Consider the following 18,767-nt stretch of genomic DNA (forward strand, 5'->3'; position numbering starts at 1 on the left):
AGCAAGAGATAGAGCGGTTCGGTGTTTCCAGGAAACGAGGAGCTGCTTTAGCCAGGATAAAGCCACGCAACTGTGCCAGTTTGGCAACAGTGCCTTGTTAATAACCTTTTGGCCATCATTTTGCCTGAAAGTGTCTCATTCTTGCCGCAGCCTGGGGGCGGGCACTGGAATGAGGGTTACCTGTTGATTGCCATGCGATGGAAGACGCCGCTGTTGCTCGGCGCCGTCATTTCACCCCTGTTTTTGGCTGCCTGCAGCCAGACCACCTCGCACGGCATGTCCGTCGCCAGCCTGACTGACGCCATCACGCCGAGTTTCCTGAGCTCCCGGTCCTACAGCCACACGCCGAAGGACAAGGAATGCCTGGAACGGGCGATGTTCTTCGAGTCCAACCGGTCGAGCCGTGACGGCATGATCGCGGTCGGCACTGTGGTCATGAACCGGTTGCGCTCCGGCAACCACGGCAGCACCATCTGCGAGGTCGTGGGCGAGCCCGGACAGTTCGCGCCCGGCGTCATGACCCGGTCGATGAATTCGCGGGCAATGCCCGATGTCGAGGAAGCCGCCGACGCGGTGCTCAAGGGCGAGCGCAAGGCCAAGCTCAAGAACACGATGTATTTCCATACCGCTGGCTTGCGTTTCCCCTACAAGAACATGCACTACACCATGGTTGCCGGCGGCAATGCCTTCTACGAGAAGCGTGGCCGCAACGGGCAGCCGCTGCCGGATGAACCGCAGGTCGCCATTGCGTCAGTGGCGCCCGAAATGGTGAAACCAGCCGCGCCAGTGACGCTGGTCGCTTCCGCCGGGCAGCCGCGTCCGGCCAAGCCGGCAACCGTTCGGTCCGCGCCTGCCCAGCAGATCTATGTGACCGCCGCGGTGGCGCCGACCGCGAAATCCGCGCGCGCCTCTGCAAAGCCGATAATGGTCGCGATGCAGGAACCGATGGAAGAACCGGATGCCGCCCGTTTTGGTGGAACTCTGGCCAAGCCGGTCATTTCCTCGGTTCAGAACGCGCCACAAGAGGCGGCAATGGGGTTCCAGCCGACGCCTGAGAACACCGACGCCATTGGCGCGATGATCGCCAGCCAGAGCCGGCCGCTCGAAGCCGACTGATCTGCATTCCCGACTGATCCGCACTCGATGGTCCGCCAAGGCAATATGGCGGGTCATGCGGACGTGGGATGTTCCAAAGCGCTCTGAAAAATCCTAGATCAGAGCGATGTCCAAGCGAATCGCCGGTCCCGAGATCGAACGCCTGATCCAGCTCCTGGCCAAGGTGCCTGGCCTGGGTCCCCGTTCGGCTAGGCGCGCCGCACTCCATCTGATCAAGAAGAAGGAGCAGCTGTTGTCGCCGCTCGCCGCCGCCATGGCCGAGGCGGCCGACAAGGTGCGCATCTGCTCGACCTGCGGCAATGTCGATACGGCGGATCCGTGCATGATCTGCACCGATCCGCGCCGTGACGCCGGCACCATCATCATCGTCGAGGACGTCTCCGACCTGTGGGCGCTGGAGCGGGCGGCGGCGATGAATGTGCGCTATCACGTGCTCGGCGGCACGTTGTCGCCGCTCGATGGCGTCGGCCCCGACCAGCTCAATATCCGCTCGCTGATCGACCGTGTCGCCGGTGGTGAGGTCAAGGAGATCATCCTCGCCGTCAATGCCACGGTCGAGGGCCAGACCACCGCGCATTACCTCACCGACCAGCTGTCCGGCCTCGACCTCAAGGTGACACGGCTGGCGCATGGCGTGCCGGTCGGCGGCGAGCTCGACTATCTCGACGAAGGCACGCTGGCCGCCGCACTGCGCTCGCGGACGGCGTTTTGACGCAATTGGCGGAGAGGGATGCTTCCTGAGATGACTGCATTCTTTCGCGCCCCCCTCTGTCCTACCGGACATCTCCCCCTCAAGGGGGGAGATTGGCAGCTTCGACCTCCCTGCCGACCTAGTGCATTTGAAAATTAGCGAAAGCAGGAGTGAAGGCCAATCTCCCCCCTTGAGGGGGAGATGTCCGGTAGGACAGAGGGGGGCGCGAGCGAACGCAAACCTTTCGGACTGAGCATCATTGTTTTCGTGGCAGCACTCGTCGCCCTCCTCCTCACCACCCCCGCCTCAGCCGCCAAGATCGACGATCAATTCCGCGCCTGGCTGCAGACAGATCTGTGGCCAGAGGCCCAGACAAAAGGCATTTCCAAAAAGACCTTCGATGCCGCCTTTGACGGCATCAAGCCCAATCTGAAGCTGCCCGATCTGGTGAAGCCTGGCGAGAAGGCGACGACGCCGCAGAAGCAGCATCAGGCCGAGTTCGGCTCGCCCGGCGCCTATTTCGCCGAGAAGACCATCGGCGCCGTCACAGCGGGCGGCCGGGCGCGCGAAGCCACCAATGCCCGCACGCTGGCGGCCATCGAGAAGCGCTATGGCGTGCCGGGCGAGGTTCTGCTGGCGATCTGGGGTCGCGAGACGGGTTTTGGCGCGGCGAAAATGCCGTACGACGCCTTCGAGGTGCTGGGCACCAAGGCATTCATGTCGACCAAGAAGGATTTCTTCCGCACCGAGCTCTTGGCGGCACTCGAGATCGTCGAACGCGGGCTGGCCCCGGTCGGCGCGATGAAATCATCCTGGGCCGGCGCGCTCGGCCAGCCGCAATTCATGCCGACCTCGTTCCTGAAGCATGCCGTCGATTTCGACGGCGACGGCCGTGCCGACATCTGGAACTCGACGCCGGACGTGCTGGCCTCGATCGCCAACTATCTCGTCCACTATGGCTGGGTGAGGGGGCGTGGCTGGGGGTTTGAGGTGACCGTGCCGGAGACGGTCTCCTGTTCGCTGGAAGGTCCGGACCAGGGCAAGACAATTTCGCAATGGGCTGACATGGGCATCAAGCGTGTCGGGGGAAAAGCATTTCCGGCGAGCGAGCTGAAGGCCGAGGGCTTTCTGCTGATGCCGGCCGGGCGCAGCGGGCCTGCCTTCATCGCCACCCCCAATTTCTACGTGCTGAAGGAATACAACACCAGCGACCTCTACGCGCTGTTCATTGGCCATGGCGCTGATCGCATCGCCCATGGCGACAGCAATTTTACGGCCAGCTGGGGTGCGGTCGGCGGGCTCTACCGGTCCGACATCGCCGCCTTGCAGCGGGCGCTGGAAGCCAAGGGCTATGATGTCGGCAGTGCCGACGGCCTGCCCGGCTTCAAGACCCGTCGCTCGATCGGCAAGTGGCAGACAAAGAATGGTCAGGCCGCCACCTGCTTTCCCGACGCCGGGCTGGTCGCTGCCCTCAAGTAGCTCCGAAATTAGCAGATTTTTCCCAATTGGCGGCCTCAATTGGCTGGCGGATGCATCGACTCGCCACAGTTTATTCTGGTCCAATGTGCTGTCTTGCAAATGCTCGTTTGCCGGCTTGGAAGCCGCCGGATATGGTGTTGACCAACTGGACAAAAACCACGACGGTAAGTGGGCAGAGGGCCATTGCCGGTCCCGAAAAAGAACGCCGCAATCCTGAGCCGGGAACTCAGGTCAACAAACAACAAAACAGGGAACAATCATCATGATGATGGAAAAGTTTGCTCTACGCTCCCGCCTCCTGCTCGCGGGTGCGGCCATGTCGGCGCTGCTTCTGGCCGGCGCCCCAGCCGGCGCGGTCACGCCCGCCGACACGCTGGTCGAAGGTTTCGCGATCGACGACATCATCTCCATGGATCCGGGCGAGGCGTTCGAGCTGTCGACCGCGGAGGTTACCGGCAACACCTACGATCTGCTTGTCCGTCTCGACCTCGGCGACACCTCCAAGGTCAAAGGCGACCTCGCCGAGAGCTGGACCGTCTCCGACGATGGCCTGACCTACACCTTCAAGCTCAAGCCCGGCCTGAAATTCGCCTCGGGCAATCCGATCACCGCGGCAGACGTCGCCTATTCCTTCGAGCGCGCCATCAAGCTGGACAAGAGCCCGGCCTTCATCATTGGCCAATTCGGCATCAGCGGCGACAATGTCACCGCCAAGGCCAAGGCCGTCGACGACACCACCTTCCAGTTCACCGTCGACAAGGCCTACGCGCCGAGCTTCGTGCTGAACTGTCTGTCGGCAACGGTGGCCTCGGTCGTCGACGCCAAGCTGGTCAAGGAACATGTCGTTGCGGCAGCACCCACCGCTGACTACAAATGGGACAACGACTTCGGCAATGCCTGGCTGAAGACCGGCTATGCCGGCTCCGGCGTCTACAAGCTGCGCGAATGGCGCGCCAACGAGGCCGTGGTTTTGGAGCGCAACGACAATTACCATGGTGAGAAGGCCAAGCTCGCCCGCGTCATCTACCGCAACATGAAGGAAAGCTCAGGTCAGCGCCTGGCGCTCGAAGCCGGCGACATCGACGTTGCCCGCAATCTCGAGCCGAACGACCTCGACGCCATCGCCAAGAAGGCCGATCTGACCACCACCAGCGCGCCGAAGGGCACGGTCTATTACATCAGCCTCAACCAGAAGAACCCGAACCTCGCCAAGCCCGAGGTACGCCAGGCGTTCAAATATCTGGTCGACTATGACGCATTGAGCTCGACGATCCTCAAGGGCATCGGCGAAATCCATCAGTCCTTCCTGCCCAAGGGCGACCTCGGCGCCGTGGATGACAACCCGTTCAAGCTCGACGTCGCCAAGGCCAAGGAATTGCTGGCCAAGGCCGGCCTGCCCGACGGCTTCAGCGTGACCATGGACGTACGCACGGGCCAGCCGACCACTGGCATGGCGGAATCGATCCAGCAGACGCTGGGCCAGGCCGGCATCAAGCTCGAGATCATCCCCGGCGACGGCAAGCAGACGCTGACCAAATACCGCGCCCGCAACCACGACATCTATATCGGCCAGTGGGGCCAGGACTATTTCGATCCGAACTCCAACGCCCAGACCTTTGCCTCGAACCCGGACAATTCGGACGCGGGCAAGTCCAAGACGCTCGCCTGGCGCAACGCCTGGGACATCCCGGACCTGACAAAGCAGACGGAAGCAGCCCTGCTGGAGAAGGACGCAGGCAAACGTGCCGATATGTACAAGGACCTGCAGCAGAAGATCCTCGACACAAGCCCCTTCGTCGTTATCCACCAGCAGCTGGAAGTGGCCGGCCTGCGCAAGAACCTCAAGGGCTTCGCGCTCGGCCCGAGCTTCGACAGCAACTTCGTCGGCCCGGTCTCGAAAGAGTAAAGCCCACGGACGCGCCGCATGAGCGCTGTTGAAAACGAAAGCGGGCGCGGCAGCGCCCGCGCCGTCGCCTTTGCATCATCGCTCGGCCGGTTCCTGGTCATCGCGGTCACGACCTATCTTGGTCTGCTCGCGGTCACCTTCTTCATCGGCCGTGTCATCCCGATCGACCCGGTCCTGGCGGTGCTCGGCGACCGGGCGCCGGCCAATGTCGTCGAGCGCACGCGCCGCGAGATGGGCCTCGACCTGCCGCTGGTCGAGCAGTTCTACATCTATGTGAAAAGTGCGCTGCATGGCGATTTCGGCACCTCGGTGCTGACCACCAATCCTGTCATGACCGACATTCGCCGCGCGCTTCCCGCAACGACGGAACTGGCGACGCTGGGAACACTGATCGGTGCGCTGCTCGGCGTGCCGCTCGGCGTACTGGCGGCGGTCAGGCGCGGCAGCATCATCGATCAGATCGTGCGTATCATTGGCCTGATCGGCTATTCCGTGCCGATCTTCTGGCTCGGACTGCTGGCCCTGGTGCTGTTCTACGCCAAGCTGCAATGGGTCGCCTTCCCGGCGCGGCTCGACGTCGTCTACGAATACACCTTCACGCCGATCACAGGTTTCTACCTTCTCGACTCCGCCATGCAGGGGCAGTGGGACGTCTTTTACGACGCCTTCCGGCACATCATCCTGCCGGCCTCGCTGCTTGGCTATTTCTCGCTCGCCTATATCAGCCGCATGACGCGCTCGTTCATGCTCAACGAGCTGGCGCAGGAATACATCGTCGCGGCGCGCGCCAAGGGCCTGTCGGAAACCCGCATCATCTGGGGCCACGCGCTACGCAACGCGGCGGTGCCGATGGTGACGGTGATCGCGCTGTCCTATGCCGGGCTGCTCGAAGGTTCGGTGCTGACCGAGACCGTGTTCTCGTGGCCGGGCATCGGCCTCTACATCACCAACTCGCTGCAGAACGCCGACATGAACGCGGTGCTCGGCGGCACCATCGTCATCGGCTCGGTGTTCATCGCCATCAACCTTCTCTCCGACCTGCTCTACCGCGTGCTCGATCCGAGGACAAAGACAGGATGAGCGTCGAGACCATCCAGAGCCGTCGCGACTGGCTGCTCAGCGAGCGGCCGGCGTCGCGCATGCAGGCGAGACTCGGCCGCGCCTATGTCGCGTGGCGGCGCTTTTCCGCCAACCGGCTGGCGTTTCTCGGCCTGCTGATCATCATTGCCTTGCTGGTCATTGCCGCCCTTGCCGGCGTGTTGGCGCCCTATTCCCCGACATTCGGCGACCTCAAGGGCTCGCGCCTGCTGGCGCCGAGCGCCGAGCATTGGTTCGGCACCGACGACCTTGGCCGCGATATCCTGTCGCGCATTCTCTACGGCTCGCGCTGGACGCTCTATGTGGTCATCCTGGTCGCCATCATCGCCGCACCGATCGGCCTTTTGGTCGGCACCGTCGCCGGCTATGCCGGCGGCTGGACAGATGCCATCCTGATGCGCATCACCGACATCTTCCTCGCTTTCCCCAAGCTGATCCTGGCGCTGGCGTTTGTCGCAGCCCTTGGCCCCGGTATCGAGAACGCGGTGCTCGCCATCGCCATCACCTCATGGCCGCCTTACGCCCGCATCGCGCGCGCTGAAACACTGACCGTGCGCAATTCCGATTATATCAAGGCGGTGCAACTGATGGGCGCCTCGCCCTTCCGCATCGTGCTGCGCCATATCATGCCGCTCTGCATCTCCTCGCTGATCGTCCGGGTGACGCTCGATATGGCAGGCATCATCCTGACCGCCGCCGGCCTCGGTTTCCTTGGCCTCGGCGCGCAGCCGCCGCTGCCGGAATGGGGCACGATGATCGCTTCCGGCCGTCGCTTCGTGCTCGATCAGTGGTGGGTGGCCGGTGCGCCCGGCTTCGCCATCCTCATCGTCAGCCTCGGCTTCAACTTGCTCGGCGACGGCCTGCGCGACGCGCTCGATCCCCGGAGTGGTGACCAATGAGCACGCTTCTCGATGTCGACGATCTGCGCGTCACCTTCCCGACCCGCACCGGGCTGATCGAGGCGGTGCGGGGCGTCTCCTTTTCGCTCGGCCGCGAACGGCTCGGCATTGTCGGCGAGTCCGGCTCGGGCAAATCGCAGACCGGCCGCGCCATCATGGGCCTGACGCCGCCGCAGGCCAGGATATCGGCCAACAAGCTGACCTTCGACGGCATCGACCTGCTGTCGGTGTCGCCACGCGAACGCCGGGCGCTGCGCGGCAAACGCATCGCCATGATCCTTCAGGATCCGAAATATTCGCTCGACCCTGTGATGAGCATCGGCCGCCAGATCGCCGAGACGCTGCGCACCCACGAAAAGGTCGGCAAGGCCGAGGCGCGCGACCGCGCGATGGCGATGCTGGAGGCGGTGCAGATCCGCGACCCGGCTCGTGTCTTCGACCTGCATCCGCATGAGGTTTCCGGCGGCATGGGCCAGCGCGCCATGATCGCCATGATGCTGATCGCCGGGCCGGAAATGATGATCGCCGACGAGCCGACCTCAGCGCTCGACGTCACCGTGCAGCTCGATGTGCTCGGTATTCTCGACCGGCTGGTCAGCGAGCGTGGCATGGGGCTGATCTTCATCTCGCACGACCTTCGCCTGGTCTCGTCCTTCTGCGACCGCGTCATCGTCATGTATGCCGGCAAGGTGGTCGAACAGCTCAAGGCGTCCGAACTCGGCCGCGCCCAGCATCCCTATACGCGCGGCCTGCTCAATTGCATGCCCAAGATCGGCGCCGACCGTCACCCGCTGCCGGTGCTCGACCGCAAGCCGGAGTGGGCGGCATGACAGCAGCGATTGCCGTCGACAGGCTGGAAGTGATCTTCGATCGCTTTCGCGCGCTGAAGGGCGTCAGTCTCGACGTGCAGCCGGGCGAATCCTTCGGATTGGTCGGCGAATCCGGCTCCGGCAAATCGACGCTGCTACGGGCCATCGCCGGTCTCGCCCCGGTCGCCTCTGGCAGCATCACCGTCAATGGCAAGAAGCTCGGCGCGCGCCGCGACAAGGCCTTTTACCGCGAAGTGCAGATGGTTTTTCAGGATCCGTACGGCTCGCTGCATCCGCGCCAGACGGTAGACCGCCTGCTGCAGGAACCGCTCGCCATCCATGGTTTTGCCGATGGCGAAAAACGCATCCAGCGGGCGCTCGACGAGGTTGGCCTCGGCAACGGCTTTCGCTTCCGCTACTCGCATCAACTGTCGGGCGGCCAGCGCCAGCGCGTGGCAATCGCACGCGCGCTCATCCTCGAACCGTCGATCCTGCTGCTCGACGAGCCGACCTCGGCGCTCGACGCCTCGGTGCAGGCGGAAGTGCTCAACCTTCTGGAAGAGGTCCGCCGGCGCCGCAAGCTGACCTTCCTGATGGTCAGCCACGACCTCGCCATCATCACTCATATGTGCGAGCGGCTGATGGTGATGCAGAGCGGCGAGGCGGTGGAGAATCTGGCGGCAAGCGACCTTGTCGAGCGCCGCGTGACGAAGGACTATACGCGCAATCTGCTGAGAGCGAGCGACGGGTTTGTAAGGGCGTAGCTGAATTTTCTACGTCGAGTTCTGTCGCGCCCCCCTCTGGCCTGCCGGCCATCTCCCCCTCAAGGGGGGAGATTACTCGCGCAACCGCTTTTGCCAATTACAAACGGCGGAAGGTTGGCGAGGCAACTGAAACTGCCAATCTCCCCCCTTGAGGGGGAGATGCCCGGCAGGGCAGAGGGGGCGTGAAGGAACGCAACGCTACTCGCAATTGCCCTCAGGCGGCCCCACCTTCCGGCACTGTTTCTCCGTGCACGCCTTCGCTTTCCTGCCCCTCCTTCGGCTCCTTGATCCTGAACCACGCCACATAAAGCGCCGGCAGGAACAGCAGCGTGATCGCCGTGCCGGCGATGATGCCGCCCATCATGGCGTATGCCATCGGCGCCCAGAACACCTCGCGCGCGATCGGGATCAGCGCCAGGCTGGCGGCTGCGGCCGTCAGCGCGATCGGCCGCATGCGATGTTCTGTGGCTTCGATCACCGCCGCCCAGCGGTCCTTGCCTTCGGCGACGAGGTCCTCGATCTGCACGATCAGGATGACCGAGTTGCGGATCAGGATACCGATCAGCGCCAGCACGCCCAAAATGGCGACGAAACCGAGCGGCGCACCGCTCGGCAGCAGTGCCGCGACCACGCCGATCAGTCCGAGTGGTGCTACGGCCACGACCAGGAACAGGCGCTGGAAGCTCTGCAGCTGGATCATCAGGATCGTCGCCATGATGAACAGCATCAGCGGCACCACGGCGGCGATCGGCCCCTGGCTGTTGGCGCTTTCCTCTACCGAGCCGGCCGTGGCGATGGCGTAGCCGACCGGCAGCTTGGCGATGAAGGCATCGACGGACGGTTTCAGCTCCTTGACCACGGTAGCGGGAAGCGCGTCGCCGACCAACCCGGCGCGCACGATGATCGTCGGCACGCGGCTGCGCCGCCAGACCGTCGGCTGCTCCAGCTCGTAGTGGAAGTTGGCGACGGCGGCGAGCGGGATGGATTCCCCGTTGCCGGTCGGCAATTGCATGTTGCGCAGCGTCTCGATCGAGCCGCGCTCAGCCTCACGCGAGCGCACCACGACATTGATGAGATAGGTGGCGTCGCGGACCTGGGTGATGGTGACGCCGCCGACCACGCTGTTGAGCGCATTGGAAATGTCAGAGGAGGTGACGCCGAGCTGGCGCGCCTTGTCCTGCAGCACGTCGACTTTCAGCACCCGCGACGGTTCGTTCCAGTCGAAGGTCGGCGCGCCGAGCTTCGGATTGGCCGAGATGACGCCGGCCAGCTGTTGCGACAGTGCGCGCACCATCTGGGTGTCGGGGCCGCTGACGCGATACTGCACCGGCCGGCCGACGGGGGGCCCGAGCTCGAGCGTCTTGACGAAGGCATCGGTGCCGACGAAATCCTCGCGCAGCATCTTCTCGATGGCCGTCTTGACCCTGTCGCGGGCCTCGACGTTCTTGGTGACGATGATGGTCTGGCCGAAATAGGGATTGGCCGGCTGCACGTCATAGGCCAGCACGAAGCGCACCGCGCCCTGACCGATATAGGAACTCCAGTGGTCGATATCAGGATTTCCGGCAAGGGCTGCCTTCTCGAAGCGCTCCATCTGGTCGCGCGTCTCGGCGATCGAAGAGTTCTGCGGCAGGTTCCAGTCGACGATCAGTTCCGGCCGGTCGGAGGACGGGAAGAACTGCTGCTGGACAAAGCCCATGCCGACGATCGAGGCGGCGAACAACAGCACCGTCGCGATGATGGTCAGCCAATGGCGGCGCACCGACCCGATGAGCACGCTGCGGAACAGCGAGGTGAAGCGGCCGGGTTTGTCATGATGCTTCTGTTTCATCGTCGCCGGCAGGATGGTGATGCCGAGCAGCGGCGCAAACAGCACCGCCACGATCCATGACACCAGCAGCGACACGGCGATGACGACGAACAGCGTGTAGGTGTATTCGCCGGCGGCGCTGTTGTTGAGGCCGATCGGAATGAAGCCGGTCACCGTCACCAGCGTTCCGGTCAGCATCGGGAACGCGGTCGAGGTGTAGACATAGGTCGCCGCCTTGCGCAGTGTGTCGCCTGCCTCAAGTCGTGCCACCATCATCTCGACGGCGATCATGGCGTCGTCGACCAATAGGCCAAGCGCGATGATCAGCGCGCCCAGCGAAATCCGCTGCAGCGAGATGCCGAGATAGTCCATGAACAGGAAGGTGATGGCCAGCACCAGCGGGATCGACAGCGCCACCACGAAACCGGCGCGCATGCCGAGGCTGATGAAGGAGACGGCAAGCACGATGGCGACCGCCTCGAACAAGGCGCGGGTGAAGCCCGAAACCGCTTGCTCGACGATCACCGGCTGGTCGGCGACCAGATGCACGCCGACGCCGATCGGCAGGTCGGCGACGATCTTGTCCATCTCGACCTTCAGCGCCTTGCCGAAATCGAGCAGATTGGCGTTGGGCTTCATGCCGATGGCGAGCCCGATCGCATCCTCGCCGTTGAAACGGAACAATGCCGTCGGCGGATCGACATAGCCGCGCGTGATCGTCGCCACATCGCTCAGCCGGAAGAAGCGGTCGTTGACGCGCAGATTGATGGCGCGCAGGCTTTCCTCCGAAGTGAACTGGCCCGAGACACGCACGCTGACGCGTTCGGGGCCGGTCTCGATGACGCCCGAGGGTGCAATGGCATTCTGCGCCTGCAGGCTGGCCACGATCGCTTGCTGGTTCAGGCCAAGCGCCGCGATTTGGCGGGTCGAGAATTCGAGATAGATCGCCTCGTCCTGGGCGCCGATCAGGTCGACCTTGCCGGCATTGGGCACCGCCAGGATTCTGGTGCGCGCCTCCTCGACATAATCACGCAGCTGGCGCGACGTCAGCCCGTCCGATGTGAAGGCGTAGACATTGCCATAGACGTCGCCAAAACAGTCGTTGAAGAACGGCCCTTGCACGCCAGCGGGAAACTGCGAGCGGAAGTCGTTGATCATGTTGCGGATGCGCACCCATGTCGGGGCCACGTCGCGCGCCTTGGTCGACGGCTTCAGGTTGACGAAGACGACGGTCTTGCCAGCCGTGGTGACGGATTTGCTGTAGTCGAGGCTGTCGAGCTCCTCCAGTTTCTTCTCGATGCGATCGGTCACTTGCCGGACCGTTTCATTGACCGAGGCGCCCGGCCAGTTGGCCTGGATCAGCATGGTCTTGATGGTGAAGGCGGGGTCTTCCTCGCGGCCGAGATTGAGATAGGCCGAGACGCCGGCGACGACGAACACCAGCATGAAATACCAGACCAGCGAACGGTGGCTGAGCGCCCAGTCGGAGAGGTTGAAGCCTTTCACTTGGCGGCTCCTTGGGGGATATTGACCGTCTCGCCCGGTGTCAGGCTGTGGACGCCGGCGGTGACGACGCGCATGCCAGCATCGAGCCCCTCGGCGACGGTGAAGGAACCGGCGCGTTTGGCGCCGACGCGGATGTCGTGCAAGGCGACCTTCGATTGTGCGTCGACGGTCCAGACTTGCTGGTTGCCGTCCTTTTCGAGCAGCGCCGACAGCGGCAGTTCGATCGTCGGGTCGATCGCCGTCACCCGCGTCGCCGTCACCGTCGAGCCGAGCCGGAACGCCGTCGGCGCGTTGAGCAGCGTCAGGCGCACGCGGCGTGTGCGGGTCGAACTGTCGGACTGCGGCGCGATCTCGCGCAGCTTGGCCTCGGTGCGGATCGACGGCAGTGACTGCAGGATGACGTCGAAGCCGGTTCCGACCGCCAGGTCGCCGGTCAACTGGTCGGGAATGTCGACGACGGCTTCGCGCACGTCCGAACGCGCCACCGTCACCACGGTCTGGCCGGCCGACACGGTCTGCCCGACTTCGGCGCCGGTGGCGGTGACGACGCCGTCGAAATCCGAAAACAGCCGGGCATAGCCGAGCTGTTCCTGCGATTTGGCAAGCGCGGCCTTGGCGCGCTCGACATTGGCTTGTGCTGCCTGGCGTGCCTGCTGCGCGGCGTCATAGGTCGCCTGCGAGGTCTTCTTGTCGGCCAGCAGCGCGCGCTGGCGCTCCTCGCTGGCGGCGGCATTGGTGAACTCCGCCTGCGCGTTGGAGAGGCCGGCCTTGGCCGCTTGCACGGCCAGTTCCAGCGCCGTGGGATCGAGCGTGGCGATCGTCGTGCCCTTGGTGACGAGGTCGCCGACATTGACGTCGCGGCTGACGACGCGGCCGAGCAGGCGGAAGGCGAGGTCGGCGCTGAATTCCGGTTCGACGACGCCTGCGAAGCCAAGTGTCTGGCTGGTGCGTGGCTCGACCACCACCGAAAGCACCGGCCGGACGATCTCGGGCGCCTTTTCCGGCTCGGCCGAACAGGCGCCGACAAGGACCAGCGCCGACAGGGCGATCACGCATGCTGGCCGGTTCATTGCGTTGCCCCTCCGGCGATCTCTACCGTCTGGCCGGGGCTGAGCAACTGGCCACCGGCGGTGATGACGTGCTGGCCGGCCGCCAGCCCCTTGTCGACGACGAACACGCCGGAATCATAGGCAAGGATATCCACTGGCGCGATCGTGACCGCCTTGGAGGCCGGGTCGACGAGCCAGACCGCCGGCTTGCCGTCGCTGGAGGTGAGCGCCTGCCAGGGCAGGATCACGGCTTGCACCGGCCTGGCGCTGACCGTGCCGGTGACGGCCGCACCCAGCGGCATGGCGGCGGGCGTATCGGGAATGGCGACCTTGACCCGCACCGAGGCCGAGGCGGCATCGACCACCGGCGAGATCTCGCGCACCTTGCCGGTCGCCTTGACTGCGGGGTCAGACACCAGGGTGATCGCCACTGGCGGCGCCGGCGAACTGCCGGCGACCAGCGTTTCATGAACATTGAAGACCGCGTCGCGGTCGCCGTCCTCGGCAATGGTGAAAACGGTCTGTGCGGCTTGCACCACCTGGCCGGCTTCGACCGCGCGCGCGGTGACGACGCCTGGCGCGCCGGCCCGCAATTCGGTGAAGGTAAGGCTCTCGCGGGCATTGTCCAACGCGCTCTGCGCCTGCTGGACGCTGCCTTGCGCCACGCTCTGCGCCTGCGCGGCCTGATCATAGTCGCGCCGCGTGGTGAAGCCTTGCGCGAGCAGCGTCTTCTGGCGCTCGAAGGCGGCCGAGGCTTGCGTCAGTTGCGCCTGTGCTGCGTCAAGATCGGCCTGCGCCGAGCGCAGATCCGATTCCTGTTCCTGGGGATCGATGCGGGCCAGAAGCATGCCCTTGTCGACATGCTGGCCGATTTCCACAAGCCGCTCGGCGACACGGCCGCCGACCCGGAAGGCGAGATTGTTCAGCGTGCGCGCGGCGATGACCCCGGTCAGCGACGTTGTCGGTGCGTAGCTGGAGATTTCGACCTCGGCGGTGCGCACCATGATCGGCAGCTTGTGTTCGGCCGCTTGCTTCTGGCAACCGGCGACAAGCAGGCTTGCCATCGCGCAGGCAAGGATCGAGGCGTTTCGAAACGGCGAAAGACTTGGTCGAAACGGCAAAAGGCTGGGTCGAAACGGAAAAAGACTGGGGGGCGATGGTTGCAAGGCGGACGATGTCGCGTTCCTGCTCATGGCTTCCCCTGCCTGCGTGGAACGCTCCCCATCGCGGAGCATCGCAGACAGTTCGAAGATAATCGATCCCGAGGAAAAGGAAACCTCTCTCGTACATGTATCGGTCGACTGGTTAAGGTCGCATCGGGCACAGGCCCAATCGCCTGCCGGTGGTGCCGACTTGAGGAAAACATGAAATAAGGTCAGAAGACATTGATCAAACGAGAACGGGCGCTGGCCCGATGAGGGATATCATGAAGAATTCAGCCATTTCCGAACGCAAGAACCAGTCGATCTCGCGCGGCGTCGGCATGACCACGCAGATCTACGCCGACCGGGCTGAAAACTCAGAGATCTGGGATGTCGAAGGCCGCCGCTATATCGACTTCTCGTCAGGCATCGCCGTCGTCAACACCGGTCATCGCCATCCCAGGGTGATCGAGGCGGTCAAGGCGCAGCTCGACCGCTTCACCCACACCTGCCATCAGGTGGTGCCCTATGAGAGCTATGTGCGGCTGGCCGAACGGCTGAACGCCATGCTGCCCGGCAAGTTCGAGAAGAAGACGATCTTCGTCACCACCGGCGCCGAGGCGGTCGAGAACGCCATCAAGATCGCCCGCAACGCCACCGGCCGTCAGGCGGTCATCGCCTTTGCCGGCGGCTTTCACGGCCGCACCTTCATGGGCATGGCGCTGACCGGCAAGGTCGTGCCCTACAAAGTCGGCTTCGGCGCCATGCCCGGCGACGTCTACCACGCGCCGTTCCCGGTGCCGCTGCACGGCGTGTCCACAGCCGATTCGCTGGCCGCACTCGACCGGCTGTTCAAGGCCGATGTCGATCCGGCCCGCGTCGCCGCCATCATCATCGAGCCGGTTCAGGGCGAGGGTGGCTTCTACGACGCGCCGCGCGAGTTCCTGATCGCGCTGCGCAAGCTCTGCGACCAGCACGGCATGCTTTTGATTGCCGACGAAGTGCAGACCGGCTTTGCCCGCACCGGCAAGATGTTCGCCATGGATCACCATGAGGTGGCGGCCGACATCACCACCATGGCCAAGAGCCTGGCCGGCGGCTTTCCGCTGGCCGCGGTCACCGGCCGCGCCGAAATCATGGATGCGCCCGGTCCCGGCGGCCTCGGCGGCACCTATGGCGGCAGCCCGATCGGCGTCGCCGCCGCCCATGCGGTTCTCGACGTGATCGACGACGAGAAGCTCTGCGACCGCGCCAATACGCTGGGTGCAAGGCTGAAGCAGCGGCTCCAGTCGATCCGTGACGACGTGCCCGAGATCGTCGATATCAGAGGCCTCGGCTTCATGAACGCGGTCGAGTTCAACGACGTCAAGAAGGGCCTGCCGTCGGCCGAGATCGCCAATGCGATCAGGCTGAAGGCGCTCGACAAGGGGCTGATCCTGCTGACCTGCGGCGTCTATGGCAACGTCATCCGCTTCCTGGCGCCGATCACCATCCAGGACAGCGTCATGAACGAGGCGCTCGACATTCTGGAAAGCTCGATCCGCGAAGTCTGCGCCGCCTGAGCCTACCTCCCCCTTGTGGGGAGGGGAATCGCATATGAGTAGAATTGGTCTCTTGTGCGATCTGTGGAAATCGATTCTGACGGACCTTCTGACAACAGGAGGTCGCGATGGTGTTTCTGGATGTATTCGGCGAGGTTCCGGACCCGCGAGACTTCACGGCGCAGCACCCCTTGCCGGAGGTTTTGTTCGTGGCGTTTGCCGCGGTACTTTGCGGGGCGACGCATTGCACGGAAATGGCGTTGTTTGCCAAGAGCCGGCTCGATTTGTTGCAGCAGTTCATCGCGCTCGATCGTGGCGCGCCCAGCCACGACACCTTCAGCCGCGTGCTGGCGGCAGTCGATCCTGTCGCCCTCAACGATGCCTTCATGCGCTTCATGGCCGCTTTCGGCGAGCGGGCACGCATCGATGTGCCGAAAGGTCAGGTCGCCATCGACGGCAAGAGCCTCAGGCGCGCCTACGCCAAGGGCTGCTCCCATATGCCACCGCTGGTGGTCACGGTCTTTGGCTGCGACACCTTCATGAGCTTGGCCCAGACCGTGGCGCGGGAGGGCGGCGAGGTGCAGGCCGCGATCGCGGCGCTCGAGCTGTTGTCGCTCAAGGGGTTGACCGTCACCGCCGACGCCTTGCACTGCCATCGCCGCATGACCAAGACCGTGCGCGACGGCGGCGGCCACTACGTGATCGCCATCAAAGGCAACCAGTCGAAACTGGTCAACGAAGCCAGCGCCGTACTCGACAAGGCGGCGGCGAGCAAAGCGACCAGGTTCCATCAGACCCAAGAGGATGCGCATGGTCGTCACGAGGTACGGCGTGCCTTCGTCGTTCCCTTCGCCCAGACACCAGGCAAGAATGCACTCGTCGACCTTTGCGCCGTCGGCCGTGTCGAAAGCTGGCGCACCGTCGAGGGCAAGACCACACACAAGGTTCGCTGCTATGCGCTGTCGCGCAAAATGCCGGCACAGGAACTGCTCGCCACAGTACGTCGCCACTGGAGCATCGAGAATGACCTGCACTGGCAACTCGACGTCCTGCTCGGCGAAGATCAGATCAGAGGGCGCAAGAACAACACAGCCGCCAACCACGCTATACTTCGACGCCTCACGCTCAATGTTCTCAGAGCCGATCCCGAAAACATTCCTCTCAGCCACAAACGACTCAAAGCTCGATGGGCCGATCAAGACCTGCTCAGCCTCTTCACTCATATGCGATAGCCCTACCCTTGTGGGGAGGTCGGACCGAAGGTCCGGGTGGGGGGCCTGGCGCCGACCCCCACCCGCTGCTTCGCAGCGACCCTCCCCACAAGGGGGAGGGTAAGCGCCTGCTAACCCGCGGCGCGGGCAGGCTCGGCTTGCTGGAAAGCGGCCAGCGCCGCTTTCAGGCCCTCGGGGCCAGCCGCGATCGTCTGCGGCGTCGGCGAGAAGCCGGCCCCGAGCATCTTGCGGCCAAGCATGTGGTCGCCGGGGCGGTTGACCGATTCGATACCCAGCAGCCGGTCGCCGGCATAGTGGTAGATCGAAAACTTGTTGTCGGGTAGGTCGCCCAGCACGACATGGCTGTCGCCGCCTGATGTCAGGCCGACCATCTGCAGCTTCATGTCGCCGATGTCGGACCAGAACCACGGCACCGCCGAATAGGCGTCGGCGTGGCCGGTGATCGTACGTGCGGCAAGCCGCGCCTGGTCGGTGGCGTTCTGCACCGATTCTAGCCGCACGTCGCCGCCGGTGAACCAGTGCCGGTAAGAGGCAGCGTCGCCGATGGCGAGAATATCAGGCACCGAACTGCGCATCTGGTGATCGACGCGGATGCCGTTGGCGACGGTGAGACCGGCTTCTTGAGCCAGTTCGACATTCGGCACGGCGCCGATGCCGACGATGACCACGCGCGCCGGCAACTTTTCGCCTGACGAGGTGATCGCGGCCACCACATGGCCGTTTTCGCCTTCCAGCCTAGCAATGCTGGTGCCGGTGAGGATGCGCACGCCAGTCGCTTCCAGCCTTTGCCGGACATGGCTCGCCACGACAGGTGCCACGGCGCGGCCGAGCAGCCGGTCGACCGCTTCGACCACAGTCACCGTACGGCCGGCCGCCCGCAGCGTGGCGGCGATCTCCAGCCCGATGAAGCCGCCGCCGAGGATGACGATTTCGTCGCTTTGCGCGCTCAGTGCGCGGATCAGCCGTGCATCGGCCAGCGAGCGCAGCGACAGAACGCCGGACAGATCAGAGCCTGGCAGCGGGAGGACGCGCGGCCGCGACCCGGTCGCCAGGATCAGATGATCGAAGGCAAGCGCGCCGCCGCCTGATATCTCCAGGCTGCGACGGCCGGCATCGATACGCTCGATCCGAATGCCCGGCCGATAGTCGATGGCGCTGCCGGTGTAAAAGGCCTCGCCGCGCAGCGGCTGCGGTTTGGCCTCGGCATCCTTGATGAAGGTCTTCGACAGGGGCGGCTTGTGGTAAGGCAGCTCGTTCTCGTCACTGATGAGGATCACCGGCCCGTCATAGCCGTCCTCGCGCAGACTGGCGGCCGCTTGCACGCCCGCATGACCCGCACCGACAATGACCACGCCGTTCTTCATCGCATTCCAATCCCGTTTCGAGTCTAGGATGTCTCGCCAAGTGGCGATTGTCTGGCGCCGCCGCAAGAAAGCTTTTGCGGGTCGCACCCGGAATGGCGGCTGTCAATCGGACAGTTCAGCGGCAAGACCGGTGCAGGCTGGTGCATAAAGTTGACATTCGTAGTTTAGAATAGTTCTAAACTGTTGTTTCAATTGATTTTTCTTGCCAATCTCCATTGACATCCGGCGATGTCGAAGCTTTATGGAGGCTCGCGCATTGGCGCATCCCTTTGATGTCTGGGCCTTGAACCCTTTCGATTGGAGGCATTTCGGTGTCTGTCTTCCGCAAACCACGCCGTGTCGTGGCTGTTTTTTTGCCCGA

Annotated in this window: 15 protein-coding genes; 11 read left to right on the plus strand and 4 right to left on the minus strand. The window is 64.1% G+C overall.

From position 1 onward, the window contains the following. Positions 1 to 183 precede the first annotated feature (183 nt). From BPNPMPFG_RS26720 to BPNPMPFG_RS26760, 9 genes are all read left to right on the plus strand, one after another. Positions 184 to 1,116, plus strand: a complete 933-nt coding sequence (locus BPNPMPFG_RS26720; protein ID WP_258591591.1) for a cell wall hydrolase — start codon at positions 184 to 186, stop codon at positions 1,114 to 1,116. 106 nt (positions 1,117 to 1,222) lie between these two features. Continuing rightward, entirely contained in the window at positions 1,223 to 1,828 is a 606-nt protein-coding gene (gene recR / locus BPNPMPFG_RS26725) for a recombination mediator RecR (RefSeq protein WP_258591592.1), read from the plus strand. A gap of 180 nt (positions 1,829 to 2,008) precedes the next feature. Beyond that, positions 2,009 to 3,286 carry a lytic murein transglycosylase gene (locus tag BPNPMPFG_RS26730; protein WP_258591593.1) on the plus strand — a complete coding sequence of 426 codons (1,278 nt, stop codon included), beginning with the start codon at positions 2,009 to 2,011 and terminating at the stop codon, positions 3,284 to 3,286. Positions 3,287 to 3,423: 137 nt separating this feature from the next. Next, positions 3,424 to 3,552: a hypothetical protein gene (locus tag BPNPMPFG_RS26735; RefSeq protein ID WP_258591594.1), complete on the plus strand. Its 129-nt coding sequence runs from the start codon at positions 3,424 to 3,426 to the stop codon at positions 3,550 to 3,552. Continuing rightward, entirely contained in the window at positions 3,549 to 5,192 is a 1,644-nt protein-coding gene (locus BPNPMPFG_RS26740; protein ID WP_258591595.1) for an ABC transporter substrate-binding protein, read from the plus strand. The genes BPNPMPFG_RS26735 and BPNPMPFG_RS26740 overlap by 4 nt, the downstream gene beginning before the upstream one ends. An 18-nt stretch (positions 5,193 to 5,210) precedes the next feature. Then, entirely contained in the window at positions 5,211 to 6,272 is a 1,062-nt protein-coding gene (locus BPNPMPFG_RS26745; protein WP_258591596.1) for an ABC transporter permease, read from the plus strand. Next, complete coding sequence (gene nikC / locus BPNPMPFG_RS26750; RefSeq protein ID WP_258591597.1) at positions 6,269 to 7,189, plus strand: nickel transporter permease; 921 nt, start codon at positions 6,269 to 6,271, stop codon at positions 7,187 to 7,189. Before BPNPMPFG_RS26745 ends, nikC begins: the two co-directional genes overlap by 4 nt. Then, positions 7,186 to 8,019: an ABC transporter ATP-binding protein gene (locus BPNPMPFG_RS26755; RefSeq protein ID WP_258591598.1), complete on the plus strand. Its 834-nt coding sequence runs from the start codon at positions 7,186 to 7,188 to the stop codon at positions 8,017 to 8,019. Before nikC ends, BPNPMPFG_RS26755 begins: the two co-directional genes overlap by 4 nt. Then, on the plus strand, positions 8,016 to 8,762 hold the full coding sequence (locus tag BPNPMPFG_RS26760) for an ABC transporter ATP-binding protein (RefSeq protein WP_258591599.1): 747 nt from the start codon (positions 8,016 to 8,018) through the stop codon (positions 8,760 to 8,762). Before BPNPMPFG_RS26755 ends, BPNPMPFG_RS26760 begins: the two co-directional genes overlap by 4 nt. A gap of 214 nt (positions 8,763 to 8,976) precedes the next feature. On the opposite strand, the gene BPNPMPFG_RS26765 is transcribed toward BPNPMPFG_RS26760, so the two are convergent. Genes BPNPMPFG_RS26765 through BPNPMPFG_RS26775 form a run of 3 tightly spaced genes read right to left on the minus strand, consistent with a single transcriptional unit; the run spans position 8,977 to position 14,191 of the window. Beyond that, positions 8,977 to 12,078 carry an efflux RND transporter permease subunit gene (locus tag BPNPMPFG_RS26765; RefSeq protein ID WP_319945959.1) on the minus strand — a complete coding sequence of 1,034 codons (3,102 nt, stop codon included), beginning with the start codon at positions 12,076 to 12,078 and terminating at the stop codon, positions 8,977 to 8,979. Then, the gene (locus BPNPMPFG_RS26770) at positions 12,075 to 13,148 is read right to left on the minus strand and encodes an efflux RND transporter periplasmic adaptor subunit (RefSeq protein ID WP_258591600.1); all 1,074 of its coding nucleotides are present in this window, start codon (positions 13,146 to 13,148) and stop codon (positions 12,075 to 12,077) included. Before BPNPMPFG_RS26770 ends, BPNPMPFG_RS26765 begins: the two co-directional genes overlap by 4 nt. Then, positions 13,145 to 14,191 carry an efflux RND transporter periplasmic adaptor subunit gene (locus BPNPMPFG_RS26775; RefSeq protein WP_258591601.1) on the minus strand — a complete coding sequence of 349 codons (1,047 nt, stop codon included), beginning with the start codon at positions 14,189 to 14,191 and terminating at the stop codon, positions 13,145 to 13,147. Before BPNPMPFG_RS26775 ends, BPNPMPFG_RS26770 begins: the two co-directional genes overlap by 4 nt. 362 nt (positions 14,192 to 14,553) lie before the next feature. Between BPNPMPFG_RS26775 and BPNPMPFG_RS26780 the strand changes: the two genes are divergently transcribed. Both BPNPMPFG_RS26780 and BPNPMPFG_RS26785 read left to right on the plus strand, forming a co-directional pair. Continuing rightward, on the plus strand, positions 14,554 to 15,831 hold the full coding sequence (locus BPNPMPFG_RS26780) for a 4-aminobutyrate--2-oxoglutarate transaminase (protein WP_258591602.1): 1,278 nt from the start codon (positions 14,554 to 14,556) through the stop codon (positions 15,829 to 15,831). A 107-nt stretch (positions 15,832 to 15,938) separates the two neighbouring features. Continuing rightward, entirely contained in the window at positions 15,939 to 17,042 is a 1,104-nt protein-coding gene (locus BPNPMPFG_RS26785) for an ISAs1 family transposase (protein WP_258591603.1), read from the plus strand. 110 nt (positions 17,043 to 17,152) lie between these two features. Here BPNPMPFG_RS26785 and BPNPMPFG_RS26790 read toward each other — a convergent pair whose 3' ends face one another. Then, the gene (locus tag BPNPMPFG_RS26790) at positions 17,153 to 18,406 is read right to left on the minus strand and encodes an NAD(P)/FAD-dependent oxidoreductase (protein ID WP_258591604.1); all 1,254 of its coding nucleotides are present in this window, start codon (positions 18,404 to 18,406) and stop codon (positions 17,153 to 17,155) included. Positions 18,407 to 18,767 lie beyond the last annotated feature (361 nt).

Origin of the sequence: Mesorhizobium sp. AR07 (assembly GCF_024746815.1) — a bacterium.
Taxonomy (GTDB): domain Bacteria; phylum Pseudomonadota; class Alphaproteobacteria; order Rhizobiales; family Rhizobiaceae; genus Mesorhizobium.